The sequence below is a fragment of the Thermoanaerobacterium calidifontis genome (genome assembly GCF_055381745.1).
This window is the reverse complement of sequence record NZ_AP042436.1, coordinates 1,645,996-1,659,726: the sequence shown is the minus strand read 5'-3', so window position 1 is coordinate 1,659,726 and position 13,731 is coordinate 1,645,996. Positions and strand designations below refer to the sequence as shown.

Genomic DNA, 13,731 nt, shown 5'->3' with positions numbered 1-13,731 from the left:
GGGGTGTAGCTTATGAATATCAAAGTAAATGGCAATGATCAAAAAATTGACAGAGAGTATACTGTAAAGGAATTGTTAGATGTATTAAATGTTAAAATGAAAGAATATGTAACGGTTCAGCTTAACGATGAAATATTGTCAAGAGATGATTTTGATAAAATAATTGTAAAAGACGGAGATACAGTTGAATTCCTTTATTACATGGGAGGAGGAAGTAGATGAATTTTTCTAATGAACAGTTAGAAAGGTATTCACGTCATATTATATTAAAAGAAGTTGGTGCAAAGGGGCAGCAAAAAATATTAAATTCAAAGGTTTTGATAGTAGGGACAGGTGGCCTTGGAGCGCCAGCAGCTATGTACCTTGCGGCAGCAGGTGTTGGAACAATAGGATTAGTAGATTATGATAGGGTGGATTTGTCAAACCTTCAAAGACAAATAATTCATAGAACTAAGGACATTGGCAAAGATAAAGTTGTATCCGGCAAAGAGACAATCAGCGAGATGAATCCTGATGTAAATGTAATAACATATCATGAGTGGATAAGCTCTAAAAACATAATTGACATCATAAATGATAAAGATTACGACTTTATAATTGATGGTACGGATAATTTCCCGGCAAAATTCTTAATAAATGATGCTTGTGTGCTTATAAAAAAGCCTTTTTCACATGCCGGAATAATAAGATTTGAAGGTCAAACAATGACATATGTACCTGGTGAGGGACCATGCTATAGATGCGTTTTTCAAGATCCGCCGCCGAAGGATGCCGTTCCTACTTGTAGACAGGCAGGAGTGCTTGGAGTCATGGGTGGGATAATTGGTACGATTCAGGCAACAGAAGCATTAAAGTATATACTTGGAGTTGGTGAACTTTTAACAGGCTATTTATTGACATTTGATGCGTTAAAAATGGATTTTAGGAAAATAAAAATATCCAAGAGAAAAAGTTGCCAAGTTTGTGGTAACCATCCTACAATAAAAGAATTGATAGATTATATAGGGCCGCAGTGTGATCTCAAGGAGGAACACAAATGATAATACTGTCAAGGAACGATTATGAAAAAATATTAAATCATGCAAAAAAAGAAAGTCCTATCGAAGCATGTGGCTTACTTGCAGGAATAGTAAATGGTGAAAAGAAATTTGTTAAGGAAATTCGTTTGTTGACTAATATAGAGAGAAGTCCTGAGCACTTCTCAATGGATCCGAAAGAACAATTTGAGGCTTTGAAGCATTTCAGAGAAAACAAACTTACGCTTATCGGGAATTTCCACAGTCATCCCCAATCACCGGCAAGGCCGTCAGAAGAGGACAAAAGACTGGCATTTGATAGTAAACTCAGCTATTTAATATTGTCACTGATGGACAAAGAAAACCCTGTCTTAAAGAGTTTCATAATTGAGGATGGAAATAGCTATGAAGAAGATATTTTAATTGAAGATTAAAAATTTTGGAAAGGAAGTATAATCATGAAAGATATAAAAGCTGACAGTTTTATAGATATAACTGATGTAGTATGCCCTATTACTTTTGTCAAAGCTAAGGTGGCTATAGAAGAATTAGAAGACGGGCAAATCCTTGAAGTAAGAATGAATGAAGGAGAGCCGATTAAGAATGTACCATCCAGCTTTAAAGATGAAGGACATAAGATATTAAATGTTATAAATAATAGAGATGGAACTTATACGATATTTGTTAAAAAGGGAGGCCCTTTGGATGAGGTTTAATACAAAGCTATTACATCTGAATTATGAACCTGATGAAAAGACTGGAGCCTCATTGATGCCTATATATCAATCTACATCATTTAGCCATTCAGCGGAAGAGATGGAGAATATATTTAAAGGCAGCCAATATGGCTTTACATATACGAGAATAAATAACCCAACTATTGAAGCTTTTGAAAGAAGGATTGCATCACTGGAAAGTGGAATAGGGGCAGTTGCATGCTCATCAGGAATGGCTGCTATAACTTTGGCTATTTTAAATATATTAAAGGTTGGTGATGAAATACTATCTAGTTCAGGAATATTTGGTGGGACGTATGAACTGTTTAAAGATTTTGGAAACTTTGGCATTACTGTAAAATTTGCAAAAGATAATTCGATAGACGCTTTTAAAGAATCTATAACTGATAATACAAAATTGATTTATATTGAAACGATTGGAAATCCTAAATTAGATGTTCCTGATATAAAAAGTCTTTCTGTTCTGGCACACGAAAATAAAATTCCTTTAATTGTGGATAATACTGTGACTACTCCATATTTAATTCGACCGATAGAAATTGGGGCAGACATCGTTATACATTCAACATCAAAATTTATAAATGGACACGGAAACTCTATTGGTGGAATTATAGTCGATTCTGGTAAATTTAATTGGGATTTTGATAAGTTTTCGATGCTTAAAAGGTTTGAAAAATATGGGCAATTTGCATATTTAGCAAAGCTTAGAAAGGGCCTCTTTAGAAATATTGGCGCATGTATGTCTCCATTTAATGCGTATCTTAATAATTTGGGTTTAGAGACGCTTGGAATAAGGATGGAAAGGATATGCCATAATGCTTATGAATTAGCTGCTTTTTTAAAAAAATTTGATAAAGTACTATCAGTTAACTATCCAGGGCTTAAAGAAAGCCCATTTCACGATATTGCAAAAAGACAGTTTGGTGATAAATTTGGTGCCATACTGACAATTCGTGTAGGTTCTAAAGAAAGAGCCTATAAAATGATTAACTCTTTAAAGTATGCAACAAATATCACGAATATAGGTGATACACGTACGCTTATAATTCATCCATCATCTACGATTTTTGCTGAAAGCAGTGATGAGGAAAAAAAGTTCATGGGAGTATATGACGATTTAATAAGAATCTGCGTTGGTCTGGAAGATGTAGAAGATTTAAAGGAAGATTTTATGCAGTCCATTGAAAGGCTATAATTTTTTATTAGAATTACGAGTATTTAGATGTGTTTACTATTAATTATTTTTGTGAGGTGTTAATATGGATCGATTAGATATGTTGGAATCTCAAAGTATATACATATTAAGAGAAGCTTATAAAAGCTTTGGAAAACTTGGTATGTTATGGTCTATTGGGAAAGATTCTACAGTGATGTTGTGGCTTGCTAAAAAGGCTTTTTTTGGACATTGCCCGTTTCCTTTTATTCATATAGATACGACGTATAAAATACCTGAAATGATAAGATTTAGAGATAAGATTGCAAAGGAGTATAATCTCGACCTTATCGTCTATACAAACTGGGATGCTATAAATAATGGCATGGGGCCAGAGAAAGGCAGATTAGTTTGCTGTAAGGCACTAAAAACAGATGCATTGCAGCATGTGATAGATAAGTATAAATTTGAAGGATTGATTGTAGGTGTGAGAAGGGATGAAGAAGGTTCGAGATCAAAAGAAAGGATTTTCAGTGAACGAAATAAAGAGTCTGAGTGGAATTACACAAACCAGCATCCAGAGCTTTGGGATCAGTTTAAGACGGATTTTCCAAAAGGTAATCATATCAGGGTACATCCTATATTAAACTGGACTGAATTAGATATTTGGCAATATATAAAGAGGGAAAACATACCGGTGGTGGATTTGTATTTTGCAAAGAATGGTAAAAGGTACAGAAGTCTTGGATGTGCACAATGTACAGGACAAGTAGATTCAAATGCTGCAACAGTTGATGAAATTATTGAGGAACTAAAGCACACAAATATAAATGAACGGGCTGGAAGAGCACAGGACAAAGAAGATGCATATGCAATGCAAAAACTGAGGAAAGACGGCTATATGTAAAGGAGGAGAAAAATGGTTGAAAGTAAAGAAATTTTTAGAATAGTAGTTGTAGGCCACGTTGATCACGGAAAGTCCACAGTTATTGGAAGGCTTTTGTACGACACAAAGTCATTGCCGGAGGGGGCCATTGAAAAAGTAAAAAGAATATCAAAAGAAACTGGTAAGCCATTTGAATATGCGTATTTATTAGATGCTTTTGAAGAGGAACAGAAACAAGGCATAACCATCGACACGACGCAAATTCAATTTCATACAAAAAAGAGAGATTACGTAATAATAGATGCACCGGGACATGTAGAATTTTTAAAAAATATGATATCTGGTGCAGCTAACGCAGAAGCTGCGTTACTTGTTATAGACGCTAATGAAGGTGTGAGAGAACAGTCAAAAAGGCATGGGTACATCCTATCATTGCTGGGCATAAAAAAGGTTTATGTTTTGGTTAATAAAATGGACTTAATAGATTATTCGGAAGAAAAATTTTTAGATGTAAAAAGCGATATGGATGTTTTTCTAAAAAGCATTAATGTCTTTCCACAAAAATATATACCCGTATCCGCTTTTTATGGTGAGAATATAGCTTTAAGGTCAGAAAAAATGCCGTGGTATAAAGGTGATACAGTCTTAGATGCTTTAGATATTTTTGAAAAGGATAAAGAGATAATCGATAAACCACTGAGGTTACCTATACAAGATGTTTATAAATTCGACAATAGAAGGATTATTGCCGGTAGGATAGAATCTGGCGTACTTAATGTAGGAGATGAAATAGTAATATATCCAAGCAAAAGAACGTCTAAAATAAAATCTATCGAATACTGGCAAGAAAAAGACAAAACGGCAAAAGTTGAAGCGGGAATGTCAGTCGGAATTACGCTTTTTGATGAGTTTTTCTATAAAAGGGGAGAATTTATAACCCGCAAGGACGATGAGGCTCCACTGGTAGGAGATACGTTTAAGGCGAATATATTCTGGATGGGCGAAAAAAGGCTGACAATGAATAAAAGATATAAACTTAAATTAGTTACACAAGAAACAGAATGTGAAATAGCCGCAATTAATAGAGTAATAGATGCTTCTACGCTTTTTTCCAATGACAACGCAAAAGAAGTAAATACTAATGAAGCCGCTGAAGTTGTGATAAAGACCAAAGATAAAATATGCTTTGATGAATTTAGAAATAATCATGTAACAGGCAGATTTGTTATTGTAGATGGCTATGATATAAGCGGTGGAGGAATTATAAATGGCTTAGAAATTTTAGGTGTAGCAAATAAATTTGTAAAAGGAAATGTGGAACTTCCGATAACCTGCTTTGATGAATACTATTATTTAATACCATCTAACGAGATAAAAAAAGTAGCTGTTGAAAGAAAACCCTATAAAATAGGTGATGATTTGCCTGTAAATGGAGACACATATTATTACCCTGATAATTTTGATGTCATTGACTTAAATATTGAGCTATCTGCCTTAATAAGGAATAGTAAGTTGATTGATTTAATCAATTTAAATGAGTATAAGTATGAAGGTTATCCTGTATATAGCAGTGATGGATTTTTGGTAAAGGTAAAAAATCAAGATGATTTTATCAATTTTAAAAATGATTTTAAGGAGTCAAAATACGATTTAGTTGATTTTGCAAACAAGTGGTATGACCCTATAGCTAATAAGCGGATTGTATATAAAGCAGTTTAGATGCCATATAGGAGAGGAGGGTAAAACATGAGATTGAAGTTTTTTGCTTTGTTTATTATTGCGGCAATTGTTATTTCCAGCGCTGGTTGTTCAGATAAATCGAGAAATGGTGAGGTATCAACAGTTAGGATAGGATTGTTTCCAAATATAACACATGCCCAAGGATTGCTTGGTAAAGAAAATGGAGCGTTTCAAAAGGCACTTGGAGAGACAAAGATTGATTGGAAAATATTTAATGCAGGGCCATCTGAAATAGAAGCGTTGTTAGCTGATGAAATTGATATAGGATATATAGGTCCGGGACCAGCGATAAACGGTTTTGCAAAATCAAATGGTGCTATTAAGATAATTGCTGGTGCTGCAAATGGCGGTGAAGTGCTGGTATCAAGAAAAGATCTGAAAATCGATGATGTAAAAGGATTAAGCGGCAAAAAAGTAGCTGTTCCACAGTTTGGAAATACACAAGATCTAACTCTTCGTCATCTTCTTAATGAATATGGATTAAAGGATACAACTAAAGGAGGTACTGTCGAAATAAGGCAGGCAGAGAACCCTGATATTGAGACATTAATGGGGAAAGGAGATATAGATGCAGCGCTGGTGCCTGAACCATGGGGATCTATACTCATAAAAGAGATAAATGCAAATGTAGTGCTTGATTACGATAAAATTTTAAGAGGTGGTGATTATTCAACTACAGTAGTTGTGGTCAGAACACAATTTTTAAAAGAACATCCAGATATTGTTGAAGAGTTCTTAAAGGCACATGTTCAACTGACAGATTATATAAATAAGAACAAGAGTGAAGCCTATACAAGTATCAATAAAGAAATCTATGAATTGACAAAGAAGCCATTGCCCAATGATATACTTAATACGTCTTTCAATAGATTGAAAGTAACAGTTGATCCAGAAAAAAGTTCAATTAATGATTACATTAATCTATCAAAAGAAGCAGGTTTTCTTAAAAATGATGTAAATGTCAATAAAATGATAGATACTAGTTTGCTAAATAAAATTTTAGGGAATATCAAATAGATATTTAAGAGGTGTTTAATTTGAGCCTTGTCATAGAGAATATATCGAAGAGTTTTATGCTAGATTTAAAAACAAATATAGTGCTTAAGAATGTGAATCTTTTAATAAATAAAGGAGAATTTATATGCATCATAGGTCCTTCTGGCTGCGGTAAGTCTACACTACTTAATATAATTGCCGGCCTCGAAAGTGCGTCATGCGGTAGAATTATTTTAAATGGTAGTGTAGTAAAGGATGCAGGCATTGATAGAGCAGTTATGTTTCAAGAACCTGCCCTTTTTCCTTGGCTCACAGTGATAGATAATGTAGAATTTGGGATGAAGATGGCGGGCATAAAAAAAGAGGAAAGAAAAAGAAGAGCTATGAAATATTTGAAAATGGTTCATCTTACAAAATTTAAAGACTCATATATTCATCAATTGTCTGGTGGTATGATGCAACGTGTTGCACTTGCAAGAGCATTAGCCATTGATTCTCAGGTGCTCTTAATGGATGAACCATTTTCAGCCCTTGACAGTCAAACTAGGGATATTTTACAGTTGGAATTACAGCGGATTTGGATGGACACAAAAAAGACAATTGTCTTTGTTACACATAATATAGAAGAAGCGGTGGTATTAGCGGATCGCGTTGTCGTAATGTCTACAAATCCAGGAAGAGTTAAAAAAGAATTTAAGATAGAACTTTCTAGGCCAAGAAAACCAGAAAGTCCGGACGTAAATTACTATGTAAGGGAAATAATGGATGAGTTAAGGGAGGAGGTAGAGAAAGTTGCAAAATCTGAATATGACGGCGGCTGGAGTGTTGAAAAGGATTTGTTTCTATCTAATGTTGATAGCAATATGGGAATTGGTCTATAAAATAGGCGTAGATATTTTAAATGTTTGGAAGCCTTACATGTTTCCTTCTCCAATTTCAGTTTTTACATCCATAACAGGCTTATTAAAGGATAATACACTGTTAATTGCAATTTTAGCCAGCCTGAAAAGACTTATCATTGGGTATTTCATATCGGTTGTAATTGGTTCTATAATAGGATTGCTGATGGTTCGCTTTAAATATATAGATGATAATTTCCGTTCATTAATTCTCGGCCTTCAAACTTTACCTAGCATTGCATGGCTGCCTTTTGCAATTCTTTGGTTTGGCCTCAATGAAAGTTCAATTATTTTTGTCATAGCTGTTGGATCTATATTTTCCATTAGCCTTGCTGTAGATTCAGGCATTAAAAATATACATCCGATTTATTTAAAAGCGGCGAAGACAATGGGGGCTAAAGGATATAAATTATATTCAAATGTGATTGTTCCTGCTGCGCTTCCAAATATAGTATCAGGGCTTAAAGAAGCTTGGTCATTTGCTTGGAGAAGCTTGATTTCTGGCGAAATGTTGGTAGCTACAACAGGACTTGGACAGATTCTTATGGTTGGAAGAGAGTTATCTGACATAAGCCAAGTTGTTGCTGTAATGCTTGTAATTTTAAGTTTGGGTTTAGTCATAGACAAATTCGTATTTGGAAGAATAGAAGGCTCAATAAGATATAGATGGGGCCTAAATGTACGCAAAGCTTTATAAAAGAGGTGAGATATAATGAGCATAGATAAATTAGATCTTGAATTATTAAACAATGAATATAAAGATAAAAGTCCTTTTGAGATTATAAAGTATATTTATGATAAAATTGGTGCATCACGTGTTGTATTAGCTTCAAGTCTTTCAATAGAAGATCAGCTTTTAACAGATATACTATTGAAGATTGATAGTAAGGCAAGGATATTTTTTATCGATACTGGAAGACACTTTCAATCAACATATGATCTGATGGAACGAACAATGAGGAGATATCATTTTAATTACGAAGTGTATACTCCTGAAAGCCAGGACTTAGAGCCACTAATTAGAAAATATGGTCCGAATCTTTTTTACCAAAGCGTTGATCTTAGGAAAAAATGCTGTGAAATTAGAAAAGTAAAACCGCTAAAAAGAGTTCTTGCTACGGTTGATGGATGGATATGTGGCTTAAGAAGAGAACAATCTGTAACTCGTGAGAATATAAATATATTTGAGTGGGACTACGTTCATTCTATATATAAGATAAATCCCATTGCATTTTGGACTGAAGATATGGTTTGGGAATATATAAAAAAAGAAAATATCCCTTACAACAGCCTTTATGATAAAGGCTTCAGAAGTATTGGATGTCAGCCTTGTACAAGGGCTGTAAAGCCTGGAGAAGACGTTAGAAGCGGAAGATGGTGGTGGGAAGATCCAGATAAAAAAGAATGTGGACTTCACATTCAAAATAAAATTGCTGAATAAATGAAAATCAAAAAACTCGTTTAAGCTATGCATTTTAGATGCATAAACTTGAACGAGTTTTTTTGATGTTATATGCAAAAATTCTATACGTTTGATAAAAATTTTAGAAGGAATTTCTATACTTTTATAGAAAATATGTATAATATAAATGCAAGTGGTAAGGGAGGTGATGCTTTGAAAAAGAATAAAAATTTTATTAGACTAATTGGTTTATTAGTAGTAGCTATCGTGTTATCAATAATTGTAGGCAAATATTTTTTTGCAAAAACAGTAAATTCTGAAGAATTCTTAAGAGATAAATACTCAAATAAACCCAATTATAGTATCAAAGTGCAAAAGACAAACAAGCATTTTTCAGGTTTTCTCGGACAAGATGGAGAAAATATTTATTTAGATTTGTTTAGAGGTGGAAAATACTTTGGAGGATCAGTAGCATCAATAAAGCAAAGAGATTTGGTATGGGTTTATCAATTTCAGCAATATGAAACTCTTGTTGTTGTTTATGGATATAATCCTGATTTAAATTATCTTTCATATTACCTTGAGATTTCCAGCACTACTACTGAACCCAAAGTAATTAAAAAGGATATATCGAAAGAAAAATACATCCTTGATATATATGTACTTGATACTAAGTATAATGGTACAGCTAATCTTCAACTTGTTAGAAAAAACTAATGAATAATAATGTAACAAAATTAAAAGAGCAGGATCCCTACATCCTGCTCTTTTATGATGCATAAAACAGCAACCTTTAAATTTCTTTGTTATTATATAAAGACTTTTTTTATCTTAATAAAATAAAATTATTGGCTTATCTTTGGTGCCGAAGGTGGGACTCGAACCCACACGGTATCGCTACCACTGGATTTTGAGTCCAGCGCGTCTGCCAGTTTCACCACTTCGGCACGTCACATTAGATATATTATCATATAAAAACTAAAATTTCAATACCTAATTTAAAAATGTTGATTATTTTGTTAAGACGGGATAATATATATGTATCGAATACATGTGTGGAGTGAATTTTATGGGCAATGAAATGAATGATAGCAAGGAAAAGGCAGTATTAGTGGGAGTAATTATAAATGATGATGATAATGAAAGCATGGACGAATTAAAAGAGCTGGCAGAGACAGCCGGTGCAGAAGTTGTAGGTGTAATGACACAATCAAGAACGAACATAGATAGGACAAGTTATATAGGTAAAGGCAAGCTTATGGAATTAAAAGAATTCATTGAAAATAATGATGTTAGCATGATAATTGTTAATGATGAGCTTACGGGTATCCAGATTAAAAATATCGAAGATGTTGTGAATAAGAAAGTAATCGATAGGACAGGTCTTATTCTAGACATTTTTGCGAAAAGAGCAAAGTCGGCAGAGGGCATACTTCAAGTTGAACTTGCTCAGTTGAAGTACAGATTGCCGAGACTTCAAGGAATCGGAAATGATTTATCGAGGTTAGGTGGTGGTATAGGGACAAGAGGTCCCGGTGAGACAAAACTTGAGACAGATAGGCGACATATTAAGGAGCGAATAAGAGCGATCGAAGCAAAAATAGATGATTTAAGAAGACACAGAGAGCTTTTAAGAGGGAGAAGGAGAAAAAATGAAGTTCCTGTTGTAGCCATAATAGGATACACAAATGCTGGCAAATCTACATTGATGAATGTACTTACAAATGCTTCTGTCTATGCTGAAGATAAGCTTTTTGCTACGCTTGATCCAACAGCAAGGAAACTTGTTTTGCCATCTGGGCGAGAAATTGTTTTGATTGATACAGTTGGATTTATAAGAAAGTTGCCACATGATTTAGTGGAAGCTTTTAAGTCTACATTGGAGGAGCTAAAATATGCAGATGTCTTACTTCATGTTATAGATATATCTGCGAAAGATGTAATGCATAAAATCGGTGTAGTTGAGGGTGTTCTTAAAGCTCTTGATGTCATTAATAAGCCTAAGATAAATGTTTACAACAAATCCGATCTTTTGGACAAGGTGCCTGAAAACAAAGGTGATAGTGTATATATTTCTGCTAAAGAAAGAATTGGGATTGATGAATTGTTAAAGGCGGTTGACAGATTTGCATACAGTGATTTGTTTATTTTAGATTTCTATTTCTCTTACGCAAATAGTAATGAATACTTGTTTTTGAAGAAAAACTCTAAAATTTTAAAAGAGGAGTATGATGAAAAAGGAATCAAGATAAAAGCACAAGTAAGTGCGATGGAGAGAAATGTGTTGAAAGATTTTATTGTCTCTTGATAGCGTTATATTCAGCACTTTCTTGTGCTTTTACATTTTTTACAATCTGAACTATGTTTTTGTATGCTTTTGTCACTCCATATGATACAAGAGGTCTTCCTATTACAGGCATTTTCAAAGCTATGGACGTGAAACCACCTATTTTCATTATCCAGTTTGTAGCAGATGATGTATCAATAATAAGCAAACCATCATTTGTATTGAATAAATGATAATATAGATCTTTTAAAGCTGGCTCCACGAGTTTTTTTCCGTTTTTTACGCCTAAAGAATATACGTTGTTGCCATATTCATCTGTACCTATTAAGACTATATGACCTGTATCATTTTGACCATTTAATCTGTCAAACATAGGAATTCCTTCAATTTCTGATTTTGAAGGAATTTTATCTGTTGGCAGCATCCCAATATGGATGTAAGAAGCTATAACCGATGTATGAGTTCCTCCGTAACAGTGGTATATAATATGCATTCAAATCGCTCCTTTCAAATATATTTTTGATTGAATCTATATTAATTATTCTAAGACTTTTAACCATTTTTAGAAACGAAGATAAATTTATACATAATTTTCTTTTATTGTGGAAATAATAAAATAAAATTAAAAATAAAATTTTAGAAGGAATTTAAGAGTTTATAAAGAATATTATATAATAAGCAAATATTGTGATTAAATCACAATAAATATAAAAAGCTTAGGGGGCTTATATATGTTAATAAGAGAATGCTCTGGTGGAGTTGTATTTAGGGGAGATGAGGTATTTCTCCTAAAGAATGAAAAAAATGAGTGGGTATTGCCTAAAGGCGCAATTAGAAACAATGAACTGTCTGTTGATGCAGCATTAAGGAGAGTACGGGCTGAAACCGGCTTAAAATCTTTGAATGTCCTGTCTACTGCTGGTGAAACTAGTTACGAATTCTATTCTGTTACACGTCAACGTCCTGTCTACAATAAAATCACATGGTATTTAATGTCTACAGATGATCGAGAATTCAATATTAGCAGTGAAGATGGCTTTTCAGACGGCGGCTTTTACCCAATTGAGAAGGCTTTGGAACTTATAACTTATAGTCAGGACAGGGCTTTAGTAAACGTTTCTTATTACAAGTACAAATCTTTAAACAAGGTTATTGCATAAAAATAAAAGCCTTATGGCTTTTATTTTTATGCAAAAGTTTGGTATAATTTATTACGAGGTGGTAGTTTGCTCTATACTTATAAAACGATATATAAATATGGATGTAAAGAAGTAGAAATAAAGCGATCGCGGTTTATAGGACACGCAAAACCTGTACAAAACGAAGATGAAGCAATCGAGTTTGTAAATAGTATAAAAAGTGCTCATAGGGATGCTACTCACAATGTGTATGCTTATATTTTAGGAGAAAGGGATGAGGTACAGAGATATAGCGATGATGGGGAGCCTTCTGGCACAGCCGGCGTACCTGTTTTAAATGTTATAAAGAATGAAGGATTAAAAAATGTAGCTGTTGTTGTGACAAGGTATTTTGGAGGTATACTGCTTGGTGCTGGTGGCTTAATAAGGGCTTATGTCAAGAGCGCAAAGTTAGGGCTTGAGGCTGCAACTATCGTTGAAAAGATCCTGTTTAAAAGTTTGTACATAACTGTAGATTACACTATATTTGGCACAGTACAAAACGAGTTGTTGAAAAATAATTATATAATTAAAAATATCGAATACACTGACAAGGTTATATTGACTGTGTACGTTAAATATGACGAAAGAGATGACTTTATAAAGCATATTATAAATTTGACAAACGCAAAATCTATCATTAAAGAAGGAAATGATTTATATCTCTATAAAACGGGTGATAAATATTTAGAATAATCATTTTGTACCTTGTATAGAATTTAATAAAATCAATTTGAATTGCCACATATTCTGGGGGTGCATTAAATGAATTATTACAAAGTCTTGATTTCATGTGGTCATTTAGGCAATTCAAAAGAAATAACTGTTACAAGGTACTTTAAAGCTAAAAATATAATAGACGCTTTTGAAAGCGGCAATAGAATGCCGAGAGCCAAAAGAAAACATTCCCATACATCTGTTTTACTTGTTAAACCTATTGATGAAATGTCATATATAAACGGAAAATGCCAAGAGAGGACAAATAAGTATCTAATGATAAGATAATTTGAAAGGTGTGATAAAATGGATTATGTTGAAGAAGCTCTAAAGAGAAAGGTATGGGCTGTTGTAGGTGCTACAGATAGAAAAAATAAGTTTGGGTACAAGATATACAAAAATTTAAAGTTGGAAGGTTATACTGTTTATCCTGTTAACCCTAATTATGAAAGTGTTGATGGTGATAAGTGCTACGAATCATTATCAAAGCTGCCAGTTGTTCCTGAGGTTGTTGATATGGTTGTATCACCTAAAATAGGTGATGCTTTTGTTGAAGAAGCGGCAAAACTCGGTGTGGATATTATTTGGTTTCAGCCGGGAGCTGAAAGCGATGAACTGATTGAAAAAGCTAACAATTTAGGAATTAATGTTGTTTACAATACGTGTGTAATGATGGAGACAGATAGGCGAAAATAATCAAGTTTCGCCTCTGCCATCCCA

Annotated in this window: 18 protein-coding genes and 1 tRNA gene; 17 read left to right on the top strand and 2 right to left on the bottom strand. The window is 33.6% G+C overall.

The annotated features are described in order from the left end of the window. Positions 1 to 12 precede the first annotated feature (12 nt). The 12 genes from thiS to ACZ42G_RS08680 all read left to right on the top strand — a co-directional run bounded on the left by thiS (position 13) and on the right by ACZ42G_RS08680 (position 9,546). The gene (thiS, locus tag ACZ42G_RS08735) at positions 13 to 222 is read left to right on the top strand and encodes a sulfur carrier protein ThiS (protein ID WP_013298069.1); all 210 of its coding nucleotides are present in this window, start codon (positions 13 to 15) and stop codon (positions 220 to 222) included. Further along, positions 219 to 1,040, top strand: a complete 822-nt coding sequence (locus tag ACZ42G_RS08730) for a HesA/MoeB/ThiF family protein (RefSeq protein ID WP_464850102.1) — start codon at positions 219 to 221, stop codon at positions 1,038 to 1,040. The genes thiS and ACZ42G_RS08730 overlap by 4 nt, the downstream gene beginning before the upstream one ends. Then, the gene (locus tag ACZ42G_RS08725; protein ID WP_464850101.1) at positions 1,037 to 1,450 is read left to right on the top strand and encodes a M67 family metallopeptidase; all 414 of its coding nucleotides are present in this window, start codon (positions 1,037 to 1,039) and stop codon (positions 1,448 to 1,450) included. The genes ACZ42G_RS08730 and ACZ42G_RS08725 overlap by 4 nt, the downstream gene beginning before the upstream one ends. A 24-nt stretch (positions 1,451 to 1,474) precedes the next feature. Continuing rightward, a complete protein-coding gene (locus tag ACZ42G_RS08720) occupies positions 1,475 to 1,732 on the top strand; it encodes a sulfurtransferase TusA family protein (RefSeq protein ID WP_085112087.1) in 258 nt (85 codons plus the stop codon). Continuing rightward, the gene (locus tag ACZ42G_RS08715) at positions 1,722 to 2,948 is read left to right on the top strand and encodes an O-acetylhomoserine aminocarboxypropyltransferase/cysteine synthase family protein (RefSeq protein ID WP_464850099.1); all 1,227 of its coding nucleotides are present in this window, start codon (positions 1,722 to 1,724) and stop codon (positions 2,946 to 2,948) included. The genes ACZ42G_RS08720 and ACZ42G_RS08715 overlap by 11 nt, the downstream gene beginning before the upstream one ends. Before the next feature lie 64 nt (positions 2,949 to 3,012). Further along, positions 3,013 to 3,813: a sulfate adenylyltransferase subunit CysD gene (cysD, locus tag ACZ42G_RS08710; RefSeq protein WP_464850098.1), complete on the top strand. Its 801-nt coding sequence runs from the start codon at positions 3,013 to 3,015 to the stop codon at positions 3,811 to 3,813. Positions 3,814 to 3,825: 12 nt separating this feature from the next. After that, on the top strand, positions 3,826 to 5,511 hold the full coding sequence (locus ACZ42G_RS08705; protein WP_464850097.1) for a sulfate adenylyltransferase subunit 1: 1,686 nt from the start codon (positions 3,826 to 3,828) through the stop codon (positions 5,509 to 5,511). Positions 5,512 to 5,538: 27 nt separating this feature from the next. After that, a complete protein-coding gene (locus ACZ42G_RS08700) occupies positions 5,539 to 6,549 on the top strand; it encodes an aliphatic sulfonate ABC transporter substrate-binding protein (RefSeq protein ID WP_085112083.1) in 1,011 nt (336 codons plus the stop codon). 11 nt (positions 6,550 to 6,560) lie between these two features. Further along, complete coding sequence (locus tag ACZ42G_RS08695; protein WP_464850095.1) at positions 6,561 to 7,409, top strand: ABC transporter ATP-binding protein; 849 nt, start codon at positions 6,561 to 6,563, stop codon at positions 7,407 to 7,409. After that, a complete protein-coding gene (locus tag ACZ42G_RS08690) occupies positions 7,378 to 8,124 on the top strand; it encodes an ABC transporter permease (RefSeq protein WP_206199008.1) in 747 nt (248 codons plus the stop codon). The genes ACZ42G_RS08695 and ACZ42G_RS08690 overlap by 32 nt, the downstream gene beginning before the upstream one ends. A 15-nt stretch (positions 8,125 to 8,139) precedes the next feature. Next, positions 8,140 to 8,868, top strand: a complete 729-nt coding sequence (locus tag ACZ42G_RS08685) for a phosphoadenylyl-sulfate reductase (protein ID WP_206199007.1) — start codon at positions 8,140 to 8,142, stop codon at positions 8,866 to 8,868. Between the two features lie 174 nt (positions 8,869 to 9,042). Next, positions 9,043 to 9,546: a hypothetical protein gene (locus tag ACZ42G_RS08680; protein ID WP_464850094.1), complete on the top strand. Its 504-nt coding sequence runs from the start codon at positions 9,043 to 9,045 to the stop codon at positions 9,544 to 9,546. Between the two features lie 143 nt (positions 9,547 to 9,689). Here ACZ42G_RS08680 and ACZ42G_RS08675 read toward each other — a convergent pair. Beyond that, positions 9,690 to 9,776, bottom strand: a tRNA-Leu gene (locus tag ACZ42G_RS08675). A 122-nt stretch (positions 9,777 to 9,898) separates the two neighbouring features. Here ACZ42G_RS08675 and hflX point away from each other — a divergent pair. Beyond that, positions 9,899 to 11,137: a GTPase HflX gene (gene hflX / locus ACZ42G_RS08670; RefSeq protein ID WP_274892871.1), complete on the top strand. Its 1,239-nt coding sequence runs from the start codon at positions 9,899 to 9,901 to the stop codon at positions 11,135 to 11,137. On the opposite strand, the gene ACZ42G_RS08665 is transcribed toward hflX, so the two are convergent. Further along, positions 11,124 to 11,609 (bottom strand): DUF3189 family protein, encoded by a 486-nt coding sequence (locus ACZ42G_RS08665; RefSeq protein ID WP_085112076.1) that lies wholly within the window; start codon positions 11,607 to 11,609, stop codon positions 11,124 to 11,126. The two genes, hflX and ACZ42G_RS08665, sit on opposite strands and share 14 nt — an antisense overlap. Positions 11,610 to 11,847: 238 nt before the next feature. On the opposite strand from ACZ42G_RS08665, the gene ACZ42G_RS08660 reads away from it, so the two are divergent. The 4 genes from ACZ42G_RS08660 to ACZ42G_RS08645 all read left to right on the top strand — a co-directional run bounded on the left by ACZ42G_RS08660 (position 11,848) and on the right by ACZ42G_RS08645 (position 13,707). After that, positions 11,848 to 12,276: an NUDIX hydrolase gene (locus ACZ42G_RS08660; RefSeq protein WP_085112075.1), complete on the top strand. Its 429-nt coding sequence runs from the start codon at positions 11,848 to 11,850 to the stop codon at positions 12,274 to 12,276. A 66-nt stretch (positions 12,277 to 12,342) separates the two neighbouring features. Next, positions 12,343 to 12,990, top strand: coding sequence for a YigZ family protein (locus tag ACZ42G_RS08655; protein ID WP_013788215.1), 648 nt, complete (start codon positions 12,343 to 12,345; stop codon positions 12,988 to 12,990). A gap of 69 nt (positions 12,991 to 13,059) precedes the next feature. Beyond that, positions 13,060 to 13,299 (top strand): hypothetical protein, encoded by a 240-nt coding sequence (locus ACZ42G_RS08650; RefSeq protein WP_013788214.1) that lies wholly within the window; start codon positions 13,060 to 13,062, stop codon positions 13,297 to 13,299. Positions 13,300 to 13,317: 18 nt separating this feature from the next. Continuing rightward, on the top strand, positions 13,318 to 13,707 hold the full coding sequence (locus ACZ42G_RS08645; RefSeq protein ID WP_464850091.1) for a CoA-binding protein: 390 nt from the start codon (positions 13,318 to 13,320) through the stop codon (positions 13,705 to 13,707). The last annotated feature ends 24 nt before the right edge of the window (positions 13,708 to 13,731 follow it).

Excerpts from the sequence above, each read along its gene's own strand:
- thiS (WP_013298069.1), top strand. The coding sequence starts at position 13 with ATGAATATCAAAGTAAATGGCAATGATCAAAAAATTGACAGAGAGTAT.
- ACZ42G_RS08730 (WP_464850102.1), top strand. The coding sequence starts at position 219 with ATGAATTTTTCTAATGAACAGTTAGAAAGGTATTCACGTCATATTATA.
- ACZ42G_RS08725 (WP_464850101.1), top strand. The coding sequence starts at position 1,037 with ATGATAATACTGTCAAGGAACGATTATGAAAAAATATTAAATCATGCA.
- ACZ42G_RS08720 (WP_085112087.1), top strand. The coding sequence starts at position 1,475 with ATGAAAGATATAAAAGCTGACAGTTTTATAGATATAACTGATGTAGTA.
- ACZ42G_RS08715 (WP_464850099.1), top strand. The coding sequence starts at position 1,722 with ATGAGGTTTAATACAAAGCTATTACATCTGAATTATGAACCTGATGAA.
- cysD (WP_464850098.1), top strand. The coding sequence starts at position 3,013 with ATGGATCGATTAGATATGTTGGAATCTCAAAGTATATACATATTAAGA.
- ACZ42G_RS08705 (WP_464850097.1), top strand. The coding sequence starts at position 3,826 with ATGGTTGAAAGTAAAGAAATTTTTAGAATAGTAGTTGTAGGCCACGTT.
- ACZ42G_RS08700 (WP_085112083.1), top strand. The coding sequence starts at position 5,539 with ATGAGATTGAAGTTTTTTGCTTTGTTTATTATTGCGGCAATTGTTATT.
- ACZ42G_RS08690 (WP_206199008.1), top strand. The coding sequence starts at position 7,378 with ATGTTGATAGCAATATGGGAATTGGTCTATAAAATAGGCGTAGATATT.
- ACZ42G_RS08685 (WP_206199007.1), top strand. The coding sequence starts at position 8,140 with ATGAGCATAGATAAATTAGATCTTGAATTATTAAACAATGAATATAAA.
- hflX (WP_274892871.1), top strand. The coding sequence starts at position 9,899 with ATGGGCAATGAAATGAATGATAGCAAGGAAAAGGCAGTATTAGTGGGA.
- ACZ42G_RS08665 (WP_085112076.1), bottom strand. The coding sequence starts at position 11,609 with ATGCATATTATATACCACTGTTACGGAGGAACTCATACATCGGTTATA.
- ACZ42G_RS08660 (WP_085112075.1), top strand. The coding sequence starts at position 11,848 with ATGTTAATAAGAGAATGCTCTGGTGGAGTTGTATTTAGGGGAGATGAG.
- ACZ42G_RS08650 (WP_013788214.1), top strand. The coding sequence starts at position 13,060 with ATGAATTATTACAAAGTCTTGATTTCATGTGGTCATTTAGGCAATTCA.
- ACZ42G_RS08645 (WP_464850091.1), top strand. The coding sequence starts at position 13,318 with ATGGATTATGTTGAAGAAGCTCTAAAGAGAAAGGTATGGGCTGTTGTA.